This is a genomic window from Streptomyces sp. RG80 (assembly GCF_040446465.1).
In the GTDB taxonomy this organism is placed as follows: domain Bacteria; phylum Actinomycetota; class Actinomycetes; order Streptomycetales; family Streptomycetaceae; genus Streptomyces.
Genome location: NZ_JBEAAJ010000004.1, coordinates 329,838 through 344,803, shown reverse-complemented (window position 1 = coordinate 344,803; position 14,966 = coordinate 329,838). Strand labels below are relative to the sequence as shown.

14 protein-coding genes and 1 pseudogene are annotated in these 14,966 nt (G+C 73.2%); 4 read left to right on the top strand and 11 right to left on the bottom strand.

Translation table 11 applies throughout. From position 1 onward, the window contains the following. Window positions 1-3 precede the first annotated feature (3 nt). From ABKA17_RS15645 to ABKA17_RS47950, 3 genes and pseudogenes are all read right to left on the bottom strand, one after another. Window positions 4-804: a carboxypeptidase regulatory-like domain-containing protein gene (locus ABKA17_RS15645; RefSeq protein ID WP_353692641.1), complete on the bottom strand. Its 801-nt coding sequence runs from the start codon at window positions 802-804 to the stop codon at window positions 4-6. A 99-nt stretch (window positions 805-903) separates the two neighbouring features. Next, entirely contained in the window at window positions 904-1,584 is a 681-nt protein-coding gene (locus ABKA17_RS15640) for a PucR family transcriptional regulator (protein WP_353692640.1), read from the bottom strand. Between the two features lie 73 nt (window positions 1,585-1,657). Continuing rightward, window positions 1,658-1,981 (bottom strand): annotated as a pseudogene (locus ABKA17_RS47950) (RsbRD N-terminal domain-containing protein); the annotation flags it as partial. Between the two features lie 211 nt (window positions 1,982-2,192). Between ABKA17_RS47950 and ABKA17_RS15630 the strand changes: the two are divergent. Further along, window positions 2,193-2,972, top strand: coding sequence for a DUF4142 domain-containing protein (locus ABKA17_RS15630; RefSeq protein WP_353692638.1), 780 nt, complete (start codon window positions 2,193-2,195; stop codon window positions 2,970-2,972). A 232-nt stretch (window positions 2,973-3,204) separates the two neighbouring features. Here the strand turns inward: ABKA17_RS15630 and ABKA17_RS15625 are convergent, their stop codons facing one another. Then, window positions 3,205-4,851, bottom strand: a complete 1,647-nt coding sequence (locus ABKA17_RS15625) for a glycoside hydrolase family 13 protein (RefSeq protein ID WP_353693003.1) — start codon at window positions 4,849-4,851, stop codon at window positions 3,205-3,207. Between the two features lie 290 nt (window positions 4,852-5,141). On the opposite strand from ABKA17_RS15625, the gene ABKA17_RS15620 reads away from it, so the two are divergent. Beyond that, a complete protein-coding gene (locus ABKA17_RS15620) occupies window positions 5,142-6,071 on the top strand; it encodes an LAETG motif-containing sortase-dependent surface protein (RefSeq protein ID WP_353692637.1) in 930 nt (309 codons plus the stop codon). 59 nt (window positions 6,072-6,130) lie between these two features. On the opposite strand, the gene ABKA17_RS15615 is transcribed toward ABKA17_RS15620, so the two are convergent. Together ABKA17_RS15615 and thrS are read right to left on the bottom strand one after the other, a co-directional pair. After that, a complete protein-coding gene (locus ABKA17_RS15615; protein ID WP_353692636.1) occupies window positions 6,131-7,093 on the bottom strand; it encodes a nucleoside hydrolase in 963 nt (320 codons plus the stop codon). Window positions 7,094-7,314: 221 nt separating this feature from the next. Further along, window positions 7,315-8,541, bottom strand: a complete 1,227-nt coding sequence (thrS, locus tag ABKA17_RS15610; RefSeq protein ID WP_353692635.1) for a threonine--tRNA ligase — start codon at window positions 8,539-8,541, stop codon at window positions 7,315-7,317. Between the two features lie 255 nt (window positions 8,542-8,796). On the opposite strand from thrS, the gene ABKA17_RS15605 reads away from it, so the two are divergent. Continuing rightward, window positions 8,797-9,573 carry a hypothetical protein gene (locus ABKA17_RS15605; RefSeq protein ID WP_353692634.1) on the top strand — a complete coding sequence of 259 codons (777 nt, stop codon included), beginning with the start codon at window positions 8,797-8,799 and terminating at the stop codon, window positions 9,571-9,573. 37 nt (window positions 9,574-9,610) lie between these two features. Here the strand turns inward: ABKA17_RS15605 and ABKA17_RS15600 are convergent, their stop codons facing one another. The 4 genes from ABKA17_RS15600 to ABKA17_RS15585 all read right to left on the bottom strand — a co-directional run bounded on the left by ABKA17_RS15600 (window position 9,611) and on the right by ABKA17_RS15585 (window position 13,751). Then, window positions 9,611-10,438: a GAF and ANTAR domain-containing protein gene (locus tag ABKA17_RS15600; RefSeq protein WP_502994240.1), complete on the bottom strand. Its 828-nt coding sequence runs from the start codon at window positions 10,436-10,438 to the stop codon at window positions 9,611-9,613. Between the two features lie 164 nt (window positions 10,439-10,602). Then, a complete protein-coding gene (locus ABKA17_RS15595; RefSeq protein ID WP_353693001.1) occupies window positions 10,603-11,334 on the bottom strand; it encodes a TIGR03943 family putative permease subunit in 732 nt (243 codons plus the stop codon). Then, entirely contained in the window at window positions 11,331-12,332 is a 1,002-nt protein-coding gene (locus ABKA17_RS15590; RefSeq protein ID WP_353692633.1) for a permease, read from the bottom strand. The genes ABKA17_RS15595 and ABKA17_RS15590 overlap by 4 nt, the downstream gene beginning before the upstream one ends. A gap of 75 nt (window positions 12,333-12,407) precedes the next feature. Further along, window positions 12,408-13,751 carry a helix-turn-helix domain-containing protein gene (locus ABKA17_RS15585; protein WP_353692632.1) on the bottom strand — a complete coding sequence of 448 codons (1,344 nt, stop codon included), beginning with the start codon at window positions 13,749-13,751 and terminating at the stop codon, window positions 12,408-12,410. A gap of 98 nt (window positions 13,752-13,849) precedes the next feature. On the opposite strand from ABKA17_RS15585, the gene ABKA17_RS15580 reads away from it, so the two are divergent. Beyond that, the gene (locus ABKA17_RS15580) at window positions 13,850-14,011 is read left to right on the top strand and encodes a hypothetical protein (protein WP_353692631.1); all 162 of its coding nucleotides are present in this window, start codon (window positions 13,850-13,852) and stop codon (window positions 14,009-14,011) included. Between the two features lie 356 nt (window positions 14,012-14,367). Here the strand turns inward: ABKA17_RS15580 and ABKA17_RS15575 are convergent, their stop codons facing one another. Continuing rightward, window positions 14,368-14,943: a tellurite resistance TerB family protein gene (locus tag ABKA17_RS15575; RefSeq protein ID WP_353692630.1), complete on the bottom strand. Its 576-nt coding sequence runs from the start codon at window positions 14,941-14,943 to the stop codon at window positions 14,368-14,370. Window positions 14,944-14,966 lie beyond the last annotated feature (23 nt).

Sequence of the window (14,966 nt, the reverse complement as noted above, 5' to 3'; positions counted from 1 at the left end):
GACTCAGCGCCGCGCGGACGCCGCCGGGCCCACCGTGACGAACTTCTGCTCGCTGACCGCGCTGACCCCGTTGAGGGACGCGGTCGCCTGGAGGCGTCCGGGGCCGGCGGGGAGCGGCAGGGCGGGCAGGCAGGTCCAGCCGCCGTCGGTGCGGGCGGTCGCGGTGCACACCTCGGCGCCCGACTCCGGTCCCTGCCCGGTGACGCCCTCGTCGACCGCGTCCTCGTGCCGCACGGTCACCTGGGCGCCCGGATGCGCGGTGCCGCCCATCTCCGGCCGCGCGGCGAGCGGCACTCCCGACTCGGGCCGGGTCAGCGTCGGTCCGGCCAGGCCGACGGTCACCGTGCAGGTGCCGTGGTCCTTGCGGGTGCCGCTCGCGTCCGTGAGCCGCATCGCGCAGCCGGTCAGCCGGGTGCCGGGCACCGCGTCGGCCGGGACGGCCAGGACGAACGGGAAGGTCCGTTCCTGCCAGGGGCTGCCGTCGGCGGGGCCCGTGTAGGTGTACGTGGCGCTGTCGCCGTCGGTGTCGACCGAGCCGCGGTAGTCGCCGGCCGCGAGGGGGGTGCCGGTGATCTCGGTGCCGGCGGGCGCGGTGAGGGTCAGCCGGGAGCCCCGGCCGAGGGCCGGGCCGGTGTATCCGCCGACCTCGACGATGCCCTGGCGGCCGGGGACGATGGTCACGGCGCCCCACAGTTCACGTTCGTCGTGGGCGAAGGCGGGTGTCCCGGCCGATGCCAGCAGGCCGACCACGGCGATACCCAGGGCGGCTGTCTTCGGGCTCACGGTGACTGTCTTCGTGCTCATGGCGTGCGGGCTCCCTGTCCGGAGAACTCCCCCGCGTTCGATTCTGACGGGGCGTCGGAGTGGGTGCGTGCGCTGTACCGCCGTACGAGTTGCGTGCCGTCAGCGCGGCCCGGCCGCCGTCAGCAGCAGGGCCGCCAGGGCCAGGGCCGCGTCTCTCGGCGCCCCGAGGTCCAGGCCCGTCAGTTCGGCGGCCCGGGCCAGGCGGTTGTCGACGGAGTTGGGGTGGAGGCCGAGGAGACGGGCGGTGGCCCTGCGGTCCTGGCGTTGTTCGAGGTGGACGCGGAGGGTCTCGACCAGGTCCGGGCGGTCGGCCAGCGGGGCGAGGAGCGCGGCGATGCGGTCGCTGCCGTCGCTGGGGCGGGAGAGGTGGTACTCCAGCAGGACGTCGTCCAGGCGGTGCGCGCCGGGCGGCCGGCCGCAGGCACGCGCCACCCGGACGATCTCGGCGGCGACGTACGAGGCGTGCGGAACCCCCGCCCCGTCGGGTGCGAGGGCGCCGGCCAGCCGCACCCCCGGGCCGGTCACCTCCCGCAGGGCGGCGAGCAGTCCCTCGGGCACCTCCGTGCCGTGTGGCGCGACCGCGAACCCGCCCCGCGCGTCCAGCAGCGCCGGCACCTCCGCCCCGAACCCCCGGTCCAGTTCCGTCTGCACGCGGCGCACCAGACGCCGTTCCGCCACCGGGCCGAGGGCGCCGCGGGGCGCGAACTCCAGCCTCAGGACGAGGACGGGCACGTCCGCGGCGGGCCGGTCGGGGTGCGGGGTGCCCGTCCAGCAGGGCACGGGCCAGGGCGCGGCGGCGTTCCCGGTGCTCCGCCGCGAGCGCGGCCTGCTCGTCGAGGTAGCTCTCGGCCACGGCACCGGCGACCCGCCCCTGCGCGGACATCAGTGCCCCGCCCAGCTCGACGAGCGCGGCCTCCTCCCCGGGCCGGGCCGCCGCCTGCAACGCCTGCCACAGCACCTGCGCGCCCAGCGAGTAGGTACGCAGCAGCAGATGCAGCGGCATCCCCTCCTCGGCCCGCTGCACGGCCCGTTCCTGGTAGAACTCCAGCCCGCCCTCCCCCGCGTTCCGCAGGAACTGCCGCATGGCCTGCCGCGCGGTGGCGGCGATCTCCACGTCCTTCACGTCCCCGGGCAGCTCGGCGTACCCGGGCAACTGCTCGAAGGCGCTGCGCGCCATCAGCCGGGCAAGGTCGTTGACCTTCCCCTCACAGCGTGCGGCCAGCGCCCGGGCCTGCGGCGACAACGGCATGGGTCCACCTCCCACGCAAACGGTAACCAGAACGCCTCCGGCGGCGAGCCGTACGCCGGAGTGACCCACGCATCATGAACAACCGTGGCTCCCCGTCCGTACTACAGGGCCGGACAACCCCGATCGGACAGGAGCCACGGTGCGCTTTTCGCGGAATGCCACGGGCACGGTCTTCGTGGGCGGTGCGCTCAGCCTGACCCTGGTCGCGCTTGCCTACCCCGCGATGCTCGGCCTCGACAAGGTGTCCACAGCCCAGGACCGCGTGATCGCCCAGACCCAGTGGGGCCCGTTGACCGAACAGGACCGGGACTTCGTGGTCAAGGTGCGCGCGGCGGGTCTGTGGGAGTACCCGTTGGGGTTCAGCGGCGTGAAGAACGGGACGACGGAGGAGGTCAAGGAGGCGGGACGGCACCTCATCGACGGACACGCCGCCCTGGACGCCGCCTGCCGCAAGATCGCCCCGATGCTCAACATCACCCTGCCGAACGTGGCGAGCCCGCAGCAGGTGGCGTTCGTGAACCAGATCAACTCCAGCACCGGCCGGGAGTTCGACTCGAACTTCGCCAACATCCTGCGCATCACCCACGGGTCGATCTTCAACACGATCGCCAAGATCCGCTCCACCACGAAGAACTCGCTGGTGCGTTCGCTGGCCGACATGGCCAACAACACGGTCCTGGACCACATCACGGTCATGGAGAAGACCGGCTTCGTCAACTTCGACCAGGCCCTCTTCCAGCAGACCACCCCGCCGAAGCTGCCCGACTCGGACCTGACCCCGCCGGCGCCCCAGCCCGGCGAGCCGATGGTCGTGCTCAGCCCGCCGGCGAACCCGACGTCCACACCGATCGCGATCCCGGGCGAGCAGCCGAACGGCAATCCGGCCGCGAACCCCAGCCCGAGCCCGACCACCGGCTGATCCCGCTAGGGCCTGTCGTTTGGATCAGGTCGGCCTTGAGAAACAGTGCTTCCGGGCCGACGCGAGCGGGGTCTGGTGCGTGCAGCTGCAAGGCGGAGGAGGCTGTGACATCAGCCGCTGCCGCGGCGGGCGACGCGGAGCGTCGGCGACCGACGACAACGCGGCTGGGGTCCCCCCTCTGGGGGAGTGCGTGCCAGACCCCGCGACGCCGAGCTGATCCAAACGACAGGCCCTAGGCCAGCCAGACCGTGGTGTCCGGTCCCAGCAGCCCGTCCGGTGACGGGCCGCTGGCGATCAGCACTTCGCCGGCTGGCAGCGGCACCGCGGTCGCGGACAGGTTGGCCACGCACCGCCACCCGTCGTGCCGTACGAAGTCCAGCACCCCGTCGGCGGCCCGGTCCGTCCAGGTCAGGGCCTCGCCCTCGATCAGCTTGCGGCGCAGCTTCAGGGCCGCGCGGTACAGCTCCAGGGTCGAGCCCTCGGCCCCGGCCTGCGCCTCGACGGCGTACTCGGCGAAGCTCTCCGGCTGCGGCAGCCAGGCCCCGCCCGCGCCGAAGCCGTACGACGGGCCGGTGCGGGTCCACGGCAGCGGCACCCGGCAGCCGTCGCGGCCCTTGCGGACCCGTCCCGTCTGCTCCCAGATCGGGTCCTGGAGCACCTCGACGGGCAGGTCGGCGACCTCGGCCAGCCCGAGTTCCTCGCCCTGGTAGACGTACGAGGAGCCGGGCAGCGCCAGCATGAGCAGGGTGGCGGCACGGGCGCGCCGTAGCCCTGCCGCCGTGTCGACGGCCGGGGCGTGGCCGCCGGAGAGCAGCCAGGCGTTGTCGTCGGTGCCCGGCGGGAGCATCAGGCGGGAGGTGTGCCGTACGACGTCGTGGTTGGAGAGCACCCAGGTGGCCGAGGCGCCTGCGGCGCGGGCGCCGGTGAGGGAGTCGTCGATGACCGCGCGGAGTTCGGCCGCGTCCCAGCCGGCCAGGAGGTAGGCGAAGTTGAAGGCCTGGCCGAGTTCCTCGGGGCGGGCGTAGCGGGCGCGTCGTTCCGCGCTGGGGACCCAGGCCTCGGCGACCGCCATGCGGGGTGGGCGGTAGGAGTCGAAGACCTCCCGCCAGTCGCGGTAGATCTCGTGGACCTCGTCGCGGTCGAAGAAGGGGTGGGTGCCGGGCGCGAACCGGGTCAGCGCCTCCTCGCCGCTCAGCTCGGGCGCGCCGAGGTCGCGCAGCGGTTCGCTCAGGTCCTTGGCGAGGGCGTGCGCCACGTCGACGCGGAAGCCGTCGACGCCCCGGTCGGACCAGAAGCGCAGGGTGGTGCGGAAGTCGGCGCGGACCTCCTCGTTGCCCCAGTCGAAGTCGGGCTGCTCGGGTGTGAACAGGTGCAGGTACCACTGCCCGTCCGCGACCCGCTGCCAGGCGCTGCCGCCGAAGACGGACTGCCAGTCGGTGGGCGGGAGTTCGCCGTGCGCGCCGCGTCCGTCGCGGAAGACGTACCGGGCGCGGGCGGCGGAGCCGGGACCGGCGGCGAGGGCTTCCTGGAACCACGCGTGGCGGTGGGAGCTGTGGTTGGGCACGAGGTCGACGATGACCTTCAGGCCCAGCCGGTGGGCCTCGGCGACCATCGCGCCGAAGTCGTCGAGGGTGCCCAGGCGTGGGTCGACGTCGCGGTAGTCGGCGACGTCGTAGCCGCCGTCGGCGAGCTCGGAGGGGTAGAAGGGGCTCAGCCACAGGGCGTCGACGCCGAGGCTACTCAGATGGGTGAGGCGCTCGGTGATGCCGCGGAGGTCCCCGAGGCCGTCACCGTCGGCGTCGGCGAAGCTGCGGGGATAGACCTGGTAGATGACGGCCTGTCGCCACCAGTTCGGGTCCTTGGACGAGAGGTCGGGAATCACACGGTCTCCTTGCTGGTGCGGGGGGAGCTGGTGCGGTGGGACGGCAAGAACCGACAAAGGGGAATCTGTCCAGAGCCGTTGAGGGGTGAACCACCGATTCGTCCCATCGACCGGCGGAGCGGGATCTTCCTTGTGTGGCGAAATTGTGATGGCTTATGAACGGACCTTGTATTCCCGCAGGTTGACACTGTTCCGGGGCTAGATCCACGATGTCCGGACGCTGTGGCGCATGTGACCAATGGGCCCAGTGTTTCTCGTGTTTTCACCACCACCCTGATGGGATACGCATGTCCATAGCGAGACGTGTCACTGTGCGCCGCCTGCTGGGGACGGGCGCCGCGACGCTCGCCCTCTGCGCCTCGGGCGCATCCGCCGCCTGGGCCACCGGGCCCGGCGGTGACGGCTGGAACCACGGCGGCACCTACAAGCCCGGAACGGGCGCGGGTACCGAGACCGGGACCGACCGCTGCCAGTTCTCCCTGGACGGGGCCAACTTCTTCGACTCCGTCAAGGTGGACGACCAGAACCTGAAGCCGACCGAGGACGGCAAGGTTCACATCAAGGTCCGCGCGGCACAGGACGCGGCCACCTGCACGGCCTCGCTGGCCTCGTACATCGCCCACGGTCCGACCTTCGCGACCTCCGGCGAGCAGATCTTCGTCGACTTCGACACGGTGACCGTCAAGCCGGGTCAGACCGACTCCCTCGACATCGCGGTGCCGGACGCCGGCTGCTTCGCGCAGATCGACCTCTACCGCGGTGCCACGAAGTTCGACGGCAACCTCGACGCCAAGGACGGCTTCACCCACGGCGACCTGCCCAAGGGTCCGGACCGCCCGGTCATCAAGGACAAGCTGATCGCGGCCTGGAACGGCGGCACGAAGGACTGCTCGACGACGCAGACCACGCCTCCGGCGACCCCGCCCGCCGAGACGACCCCGCCGGCCTCCGAGTCGACCCCGCCGGCCGAGTCGACGCCGCCGGCCTCCGAGAGCACGCCTCCGGCCTCCGAGACCCCGTCGACGGACTCCCCGACCCCGTCGGCCTCGGAGTCCACCACCGCCCCGGCGAAGACCCCGAACGGCGGCGGCGGCGACCTCGCCGAGACCGGCGGCTCCAGCGCGACCGGCCCGATCGCCATCGGCGCGGCCGTCCTGCTGGCCGGCGGCGCGGGCATCGTCCTGGCGACGCGCCGTCGTAAGGCGACGCGCGCGTAAGGCGTACGACGTGTGGAACGCCGGGTGACGGGGCACTCCCGTCACCCGGCGTTCATGGTTCAGGGCCCTTCGACCGTCGTCAGCCAGAGCTTCACGTAACGCTCCACATCGACGTCCAACCCGACGTCCACCATGGCCAGTTCGCGCTCGCCCTCGTGGATCTCGGCCTCTCCGGGCCGCGGCCGGCGATCCACGATGGTCTGCCCCCGGGTCGCCCCCGGCGCGAGGCTCACCTCGACGGGGAGCAGCTCGGTGGTCAGGCCGCCGGGGTCGACCACCGCACACACCGCCCCCGCGTCCCCCAGCCCGCCCGTCGGCGTGGGATCGCCGGACGTCGCGGGGTCACGGTGGGCCAGCAGTTCCCCCGCCATCCGAAGCCGTGGCTCCGAACTCCGCCGCAGCCGCTGCACGTCCGCCGCCGGCACCAGCACCCGCTTGAAGACGTCGAGCCCGTACATCGTGATCGGCACCCCCGCGGTCAGCAGCACCGCCGCCGCCTCCGGGTCGTGCCAGACGTTGAACTCGGCGACCGGCGTGGCGTTCCCGGTGGTCACCGCGCCGCCCATGAACACGATCCGCTCGATGTTGCGCACCACGTCCGGGTACGTACGCAGCAGCAGCGCGATGTTGGTCAGCGGCGCCGTCGGGATCAGCGTCACCGGCCGCGGCGAGGCCAGGATCTCCCGCCGCAGCAGCGTCACCGCGTCCACGTCCACCGGCCGCCGGGTCGGCGCGGGCAGCCCCAGATCGCCCATCCCGTCCTGCCCGTGCACATGCTTCGCCGACCGGGCCGGCTCCACCAACGGCCGCTCCGCGCCCCGGGCGACGGGAATGTCACCGGCCCCGGCCTGCTCGAGCACGGTCAGGGTGTTGCGTACGACCCCGTCCACGTCGGTGTTCCCGGCGACACAGGTGATCGCCCGCACGTCGAGACCCGGGTGCCGTACGGCGAACAGCAGGGCCAGAGCGTCGTCGACACCGGTGTCACAGTCGATGATCACGGGGATGGGCTGGGCGGTCACGGTGGACTCCTTCCGTCGGGACGACCTTAGAGCCTGCGTCACATCCCCGGTCGGATCAGCGCACGTCGTCCGGTGCGTGCGATCGCAAGGCGCCGGAGCGCCCTCGTGGCGGAGCCACGTGGGTGTTCCGGCAACGCGGCTGGGGGTCCCCCACGCCTTTCGGGCAGTGGGGGAGGGCGTGCCGGGCGGCGTGCGCCCGGCCGGGGATGGGACGCAGGCTCTCAGGCAGGCGCCCACAGTTCGGCGCCGCGAGTGTGGACGACCGACTGGATCCGGTGCAGCAGTTCGTCGATCGGTACGGCTCCGGGCCTGCGGCCGTCCCGTAGGCGTACGGCGGTTAGGTCCGCCTCCGCCTCCGCCTCCCGGCCTCCTACGACGGCGACGTACGGCACGAGGCGTGCCTCGCGGACCCGGGCGCCGAGGGTGCCGTGTTCGGGGCCGGCGAGTTCGGCGCGCAGGCCGAGGTCGAGGGCCCGGCGTACGAGCTTGTCGGCCTGCTCGACCTGTTCCTCGGCCACCGGGAGGACGACGAGCTGCACCGGCGCCAGCCACGCGGGGAACGCTCCGCCGTGCTGCTCGATGAGATGCGCCACGGCCCGCTCGACACTGCCGATGACGCTGCGGTGGACCATGACCGGCCGGTGTCTGGCCCCGTCGGCGCCGATGTAGTGCAGGTCGAAGCGTTCGGGCTGGTGGAAGTCGATCTGCACGGTGGACAGGGTGGCCTCCCGGCCGGCGCGGTCGGCGATCTGCACGTCGATCTTCGGCCCGTAGAAGGCGGCCTCGCCCGCGACGGCCTCGTACGCGACGCCGGAGCCCTCCAGCACCTGCTCCAGCAGTGCGGTGGCCCGCCGCCACAGCTCCGGGTCGGCCACGTACTTGTTCCCCTCCCCGGGCAGCGACAGCCGGTACCGGGCGGCGCGGATGCCGAGGTCGGCGTAGGCGCGGCGGATCAGGTCGAGGGCGGCGCGGGCCTCGTCGACGGCCTGCTCCAGGGTGCAGAAGATATGGGCGTCGTTGAGCTGGATGGCCCGCACCCGGGTGAGACCGCCGAGGACGCCGGACAGCTCGGAGCGGTACATGCCGCCCAACTCGGCCATCCGCAGCGGGAGTTCGCGGTAGCTGTGGGACCGGGAGCGGTAGATGAGGGCGTGGTGCGGGCAGAGGCTGGGCCGCAGCACGACCTGCTCGCTGCCCAGCTCCATCGGCGGGAACATGTCCTCGCTGTAGTGGTCCCAGTGCCCGGAGATCTCGTACAGCTCCCGTTTGCCGAGCACCGGCGAGTACACATGCCGGTACCCGGCGGCCCGCTCGGCCTCGCGGACGTACTCCTCCAGGGTGTGCCGTACGGCGGCCCCGGCCGGCAGCCAGTACGGCAGCCCCGCGCCCATCAGGGGGTCGGTGTCGAACAGGTCGAGCTCGCGGCCGAGACGTCGGTGGTCGTGCATGGCGGTTTCCTCTCCGGAGGGAAGCGGGAGGGACGAGCACCACGCAGCGACAAGCCCCGGGGCACTCGCCCCGGGGCTTCGCGTCAGTTCATGGGTCAGCGCGCCGGGACGTGGTCCGGCGTCGTCGTGAGAGACGGCTTGGCGCGCTTCATGGGGTGACCGTAGCGGCGGTCGGCGGGAGAGCGCGAATGGATTCCGTACTCCATACGGCCCGCCGCGCTGGTGGCCCCCCACCCGCGGTGCTCCCGTGGATCCATGAGCCGCCCTCTCCTCGCCCTCCCGCTGGCCGCCCTGCTGGCCACGACCGCCTGCTCCGCCATCGCCACGGACAAGGCGCTCCCGGCCACCAAGCCCCCGGCGACCCCCACCAAGGCCCCCGCCGCCCCCACCACCGCGCCCCCGTCCCCCGCCGCGGTCCCGGCACTCACCCCCGCCCAGGCCCAGGCCGCCCTGGTCACCGACGCCGATCTCGGCGAGCCGTGGGCCGCGACCGAGGGCGCCGCGACCTGGCGGGACGGGCTCCTGAAGGCCACCGCGAACGCGCCCGACTGCCAGCGGCTGCTGGACAGCCTCTACGCCGAGGAATTCTTCGGCGCGGACGCCCGGGTGCGGGCCCGGATCGGCCTGGACGACACCTGGAACGACGCCCAGCTGCACCACCAGGTCGTCGCCGACCGCCCGGCCGACGTGGACCGGACGCTGGCCTGGCTGAAGACCCTGCCGAAGAAGTGCGCGAAGTTCTCGGCCGCCACGACCACCGGAGCCGTGCAGAAGGCGGAGGTCGCCGAGGTCGAGCTGCCGGAGGTCGGGGACGCCCGGCAGGCGCTGCGGCTGACGCTGACGGGCGAGAGCGCGGAGGGCGAGGAGACCGTCCTCACGCTGGACGTCGCCACCGTCCGGATCGGCGACGACGTGATCGTCCTCACCAACGGCGGACTCGGCGACGTGTACACCGAGATCACCCAGGCGGTCACGGAGCTGGCCGCCCAACGCCTGACGGACGTACGCAGGCAGGCCCGCGCAGAGGTCTAGGGGTGGGCCGGGGCAGCCGGGTCCCGGGCGGCGGTGGTCAGTCCTGGTCGAACCTCGTCCGGCGGGCGAGCACCTCGCGCGCCACCTCCACGGCGGTGCGGTCGTGGGCGAAGGCGTGGGCGCGCAGCCGGGCCAGGGCCACGTCCGCGTCCGCCCCGAGCTGCGCCATGATCATGCCGATGGCCTGGTAGACCTCGTCGTAGTCGGTGGCCAGACCGCTCAGCCAGGGCTCGTCCCCGCCGGGTCCGTCGTCCTCGCCGCGCGGCAGCGCCATCAGGGCCACCGTCAGCACGTCCGCCACCAGCCGCGCGGTGCGCAGATCGCGGTCGCTGAGCTCGCCGGGGGTGGCGCGGTAGAGGTCGAGGGTGCCCACGCACACGGAGTCCTGGCCCAGCGGGATCGAGTACACCGCCCTCACCCCGGCGGCCGTCGCCTCCTGCGCGAACACCGGCCAGCGCAGCGCGTCCCGGCCCGCCGTGAGGTCGGCGGCGAGCACGGGGGCGCCGAGCCGGGCGGCGTGCAGACAGGGCCCGTCGCCGAGGGTGGCCTGGACCTCCGCGAGGCGGGCGGCCTGGTCGTCGGTCGAGCTCAGCTGGACGGGCATGCCGTTGCTGCGCAGCGTCACGCTCGCGCCGGTCACCGGCAGCAGCTCGACGGCCACGCCGCACAGTCGGCCGGGCAGCTCCGCCGGAGCCGCGTCCCGTATCCCCGCGGCGATCACGTCGGTGGCGTGCTCCCGGTCCCGCCGGCGCTCCTGCGCCGGGTCCGGACCGGGCGGCCGTACGGGGTCGCCCTCCGAGGACTCCCGGCGGCCGGGCTCGTCGCCCGAGGCGCCGTAACGGTCGTCCCTGGGCCGCACGGCCACCGCCTCCTTCGATCAGCGCGGCCGGTCGTCATCCGTGTGCTTCCGTGGCGGCTCCGCCCGGAGCAGCGGTCGCGACGCGTGGTGCGCGCCCGCTCGGGTGCGCACCCCCGACTACCCCTGGCCCGCCGCGCGAAACGCCCGCCGCCCGCTCCCCCGTGGCCCCTTCACCGTTTCTCGTACGGGTCCGAGGGCGCTGTCACCTGCTTGACCGTCGCGGCGTCCAGCACCGGCGGCCAGGCCGCGTCCGTGCCCAGCTCGCCCTGGGGGTGCCAGACACCGGTGACGGCGACCCAGGTGTCGACGGGCGGTGCGTCGGCGTCGCGGACCTCGACCTTGCTGGTGGTGGCGTCGGCGGCACAGCAGGAGACGAGGAGCCGGGTGACGTACCAGGCCCCGTCGTCGCCGTGGGTCACAAATCCGGTCAGCCGGACGGTACGGCCCGTCAGCGACCGCCCGCTGTCGTAGATCGCCCGCGAGGAGAACTCCCCCACGCCGATCTCGAGCGGCTCCCCGGCGGGCAGCGCCGGGAAGGCCCCGACGCCCTGGGCCGCCCGCTGGGCCGCCTCCCGCTCGGCGCTGTAGGAGCCGAGGGCGGGCGGCGGAAAGAGCAGCAGGGCGAGGGCGGGGAGGGTGAGAAGCCAGGCGATCCGGGGGCCGTGGTGGGCGTGGTCGTGGTGATCGCCGTCGTCGTCATGGTCGTCGTCGTGGTCGTCGTCCGCCGAGTGTCGTACGACGGCCATGGCGGTCCCCAGCAGCACCAGGGCCGCTCCGGAGACGATCAGGTACGGCCTGAGCCCCGTCTGCACGTACCGCAGATAGAGCTGGCTGAAGGCCGAGATCCGCAGGATCGCCGCCCCGACGAGCACCAGCAGCAGGGCCGGGCCGTAGCGCCTCACAGCAGCCACCACCCCACGAGCGCGCTGCTCGCCACGGCCACCACCCAGGTGACGGCGGAGAACCGCACCGCGAAGGCCCGTCCGAAGGTGCCCGCCTGGAGGGCGATCAGCTTCAGGTCGACCATCGGGCCCACCACCATGAACGCGAGCCGGGCGGTCGGCGAGAAACCGCTGAGCGAGGCGGCGACGAACGCGTCGGCCTCGCTGCACACGCACAGCACGACCGCGAGGACGGCGAGCAGCAGCACCGACAGCCAGGCGGAGCCGGTGAAGAGGTCCAGCACCGAGCGGGGTACGGCGATGTTGAAGGTCGCGGCGGCGGCCGCGCCGAGGACGAGGAACCCGCCCGCGTGCAGGAAGTCGTGCTGGAGCCCGGCGCCGAAGGCCTTGATCCCCCGGGCCTCGGGGGCGTGCCGCTGGGGCAGCCGCAGCCACTCCTCCTTCCCGAACCGCGCCCACAGCCAGCCCATCACCACGGCCGTGGCCAGCGAGGCGACGAGCCGGCCGAGCACCATCTCCGGCTGGGCGGGGAAGGCGATCGACGTGGCGACGAGCACGACCGGGTTGATCGCGGGCGCGGAGAGGAGGAAGGCGAGGGCGGCGGCCGGGGCCACCCCGCGTCGCATCAGGCTGCCGGCGACCGGGACGGAGGCGCACTCGCAGCCGGGCAGGACGACTCCGGCGGCCCCGGCGACCGGTACGGCGAGGGCCTGGTTGCGGGGCAGCAGCCGGGTGAAGACCTTCTCCGGGACGAACGCGCCGATGGCCGCCGAGACGACGGTCCCGAGCAGCAGGAAGGGCACCCCCTGGACGGTGATCGCGGTGAAGACGGTCCACCAGGCGGCGACCGGCGGGGTGTAGAGGTCCAGGGCGAGAGTGGGGCCGAGCACGGAGGCGACGGTCGCGATGGCGAGCAGCGCGGCGCCGCCGAGGACGGCGTACACGAGCGCGCGCACGGCGAGCCGCAGCCCGTCGGCCACCGTCCTCTGGTTCTCCACCGGCTGTCCCGTTCGGTCGCCCTCTTGCTTCCCGCGCAGGCTAACCGGTGGGACCTGTGCGCAGCCCCGGGACGGTCATAGAGGAGGCTGTGCGGGTGCGGGCCCGAGCGTGGTGGTGCCCGGCGCCGTACGGTGTCCGAGGCCCGTCCGGTAGGCGTCGAGGGCCGCCTCCACCCGGCCCTCGCGGCGCAGCAGGTCCCCCAGCAGCCGGCACAGGTCGGCCAGGTCGCCGGCGGCCCCCGCCCGCTCCAGCAGGCTCAGCGCGCGCACGTAGTGCTCCTCGGCGGACTCCGGGTCCCGGGCGTCCTCGGCGATGATGCCGAGCAGCCGGTGGGCGGCGGCGGAGTGGACGGCGCCGCGCTCGGAGGACAGGTCCCCGAGCACGCCCCGCAACAGCTCGGCGGCCTCCTCGGACTTGCCGCGCCGGTGCAGTACGTCGGCGAGTTCGACGGCGGCCTGGCTGCTGTAGAGGGCGGCGCGGGAGGCGGAGAGCATGGTGAGGGCGTGGCGCAGTTCGTCCTCGGCGCGCTCCAGTTCGTTGTTCTGCGCGTACACGTACCCGCGCATCCAGTGGCAGTTGGCGAGTTCGGTGCGCAGTTGGAGCTGGCGGTACAGCTCGGCGGCCTTGGCGAGCGAGGCGTCGGCCTCGGCGACCCGGCCCTCGGCGATGAGGGTGCGGGCGACGGACCGGTGCATCCGGGCCACCAGGGCGGGGTCCCCGGCCTGCGGGGCGAGGGCGAGGGCGAACTCGGCGGCCTGGGCGGCCCGGGCGTGGGCGCCCATGTCCATGTAGGGGCCGATGATGCTGGCGTAGAGCAGGAGCAGGGCGTCGGGGTCGTGCAGTCCGCCGCGGTTGAGCTCGTCGAGGGTGGACTCCAGGAGGTAGACGGCGTAGCGGAGTTCACCGGCGAGGTAGTGGGCGAGGGCGCGGCCGCGCAGGGCGGGGACCCGGGCGGGCAGGGGAGCGTCGGCGAGGAGGTGTTCGGCGCGCTCGAAGTACTCGCGTCCCGCGACGAGTTCACCGGTCTCCACGGCGCACTCGCCGAGTCCGAGCAGGGCGGCGGCCCGCACCTCGGTGAGCCGCAGGGTGTCCGCCTCGGCGAGCAGCAGGCCGTAGCCGTGCGCCGCCTCCTCGGCGGCCCCGGTGGCGAGGGTGCGCTGGGCCTCGACGAGCCGCAGCCGCAGATCGGCGACGAGCCGGGCGGGCCGGCCGGTGGCGAGCTCCTCGAACCCGACGCCGAGCCGCTCGGCGAGATGTCGCAGCGCCTGGTCGGAGGGGCGGACGCGGCCCGCCTCCAGCGTGGAGATGTAGGCCGCCGTGTAGGCCGGTTCGGCCACCTGCCGCTGGGTGAGCCCGCGTTCGACCCGCAACTGCTGGACTCTTCGCCCGATCACCACCGGATCGTCACGCTCGACCATGGGCCAACTCCCCCTGTGCCTCTTGCCGTTCGGCTCCCCCGGGCCCTAGGTTAAACGGCGTATTAAGCATGCTTAATAGAGCGTAGGTGGAGGTCTTCGTGCTCGAACGCACCAGCACCACCGAGCGTTACGCGAGGGGAGTCGTCGCCGCGATCGTCGCCGTGGCGACCCTGGTACTGGCGGCCAACGCGAACCCGGCACGGGCGGACGGCCAACGGACCGACCAGGTGACCCGGGTCGAGCAGGTCCGGCGAGGCTAGGGCCGGACCCTGGGGCCGATCAGAACTCGGCCGTGTCGAGCTCGAACCCGAGCGGCGCGGGGAGCGGCACGACGAGACCGAGCTTGTGCCTGTGCGCCTGGCCGTACGCGTCGCCCGACGGCTCGGCGAAGACCGTCACCTCGGCCTCTTCACGGTCGATCAGGAGGTGGACGGGGATGCCGGTGTAGTTGCGCAGGGCCCGGTCATGACGTCCCTCGACGACTTGACCAGTCAGTTCGGACAGACCTGAAACCGTTCACTCGGACGAGCGTGCTGTCACGTACCCGCGCCGCGGCCGTCGACGCACTCCACCTGTGCGTCGGCGGCCGCTTCCTCTGTCAGAACCGTCGGAGCCGTCAGAGCTGGAACTCGGCGGGGGACACGCCCAGGACCCCGCAGGCCTCGCGCAGGACGTCCGCCTCCGCCTGGGAGAAGTGGCCGTCGGCGCCGGCGATGACGATGCCGGTCTGGATCACGGCCCGCGCCTCGGTGGGCTTCTTCGCGGCCTTGGCGATGTCCTGCATCGCCTCCGCCTTGCCCTGCGGGAAGTTCCGCGTGAGCTGGTCCACATGCTTGTGGAAACGCGTGCGCAGCTGCTCCGGCGGGAAGTTCTGGAGCACGTCGTTGCTGAGGATCAGCGACTCCATCTGCTGCATCTCGGAGGGGTCCACATGCCCGTCCGCCGCCGCGACCAGCGCGCACATCGCCATGCTGGCGTCCCGGTACGCACCGCTCTTCAGCTCGGCCTTGAGCGAGCCCAGCTGCGACTTCACCAGGCCGACGAGCTGGGTGCGCGAGCCACCACCGCGTGAGGCGCCGGGTGAGCCGGTGTGCGAGCCCGCCGGGGAGCTGCCGTGCGAACCGCCGCGGGCGCCCTGCGCCTGCTGCTGGAGGCTCTTGGCCTGGTCCTTGAGCCGGTCGAACAGTGCCATTGCCGTCACCTCGGTACTCGTCT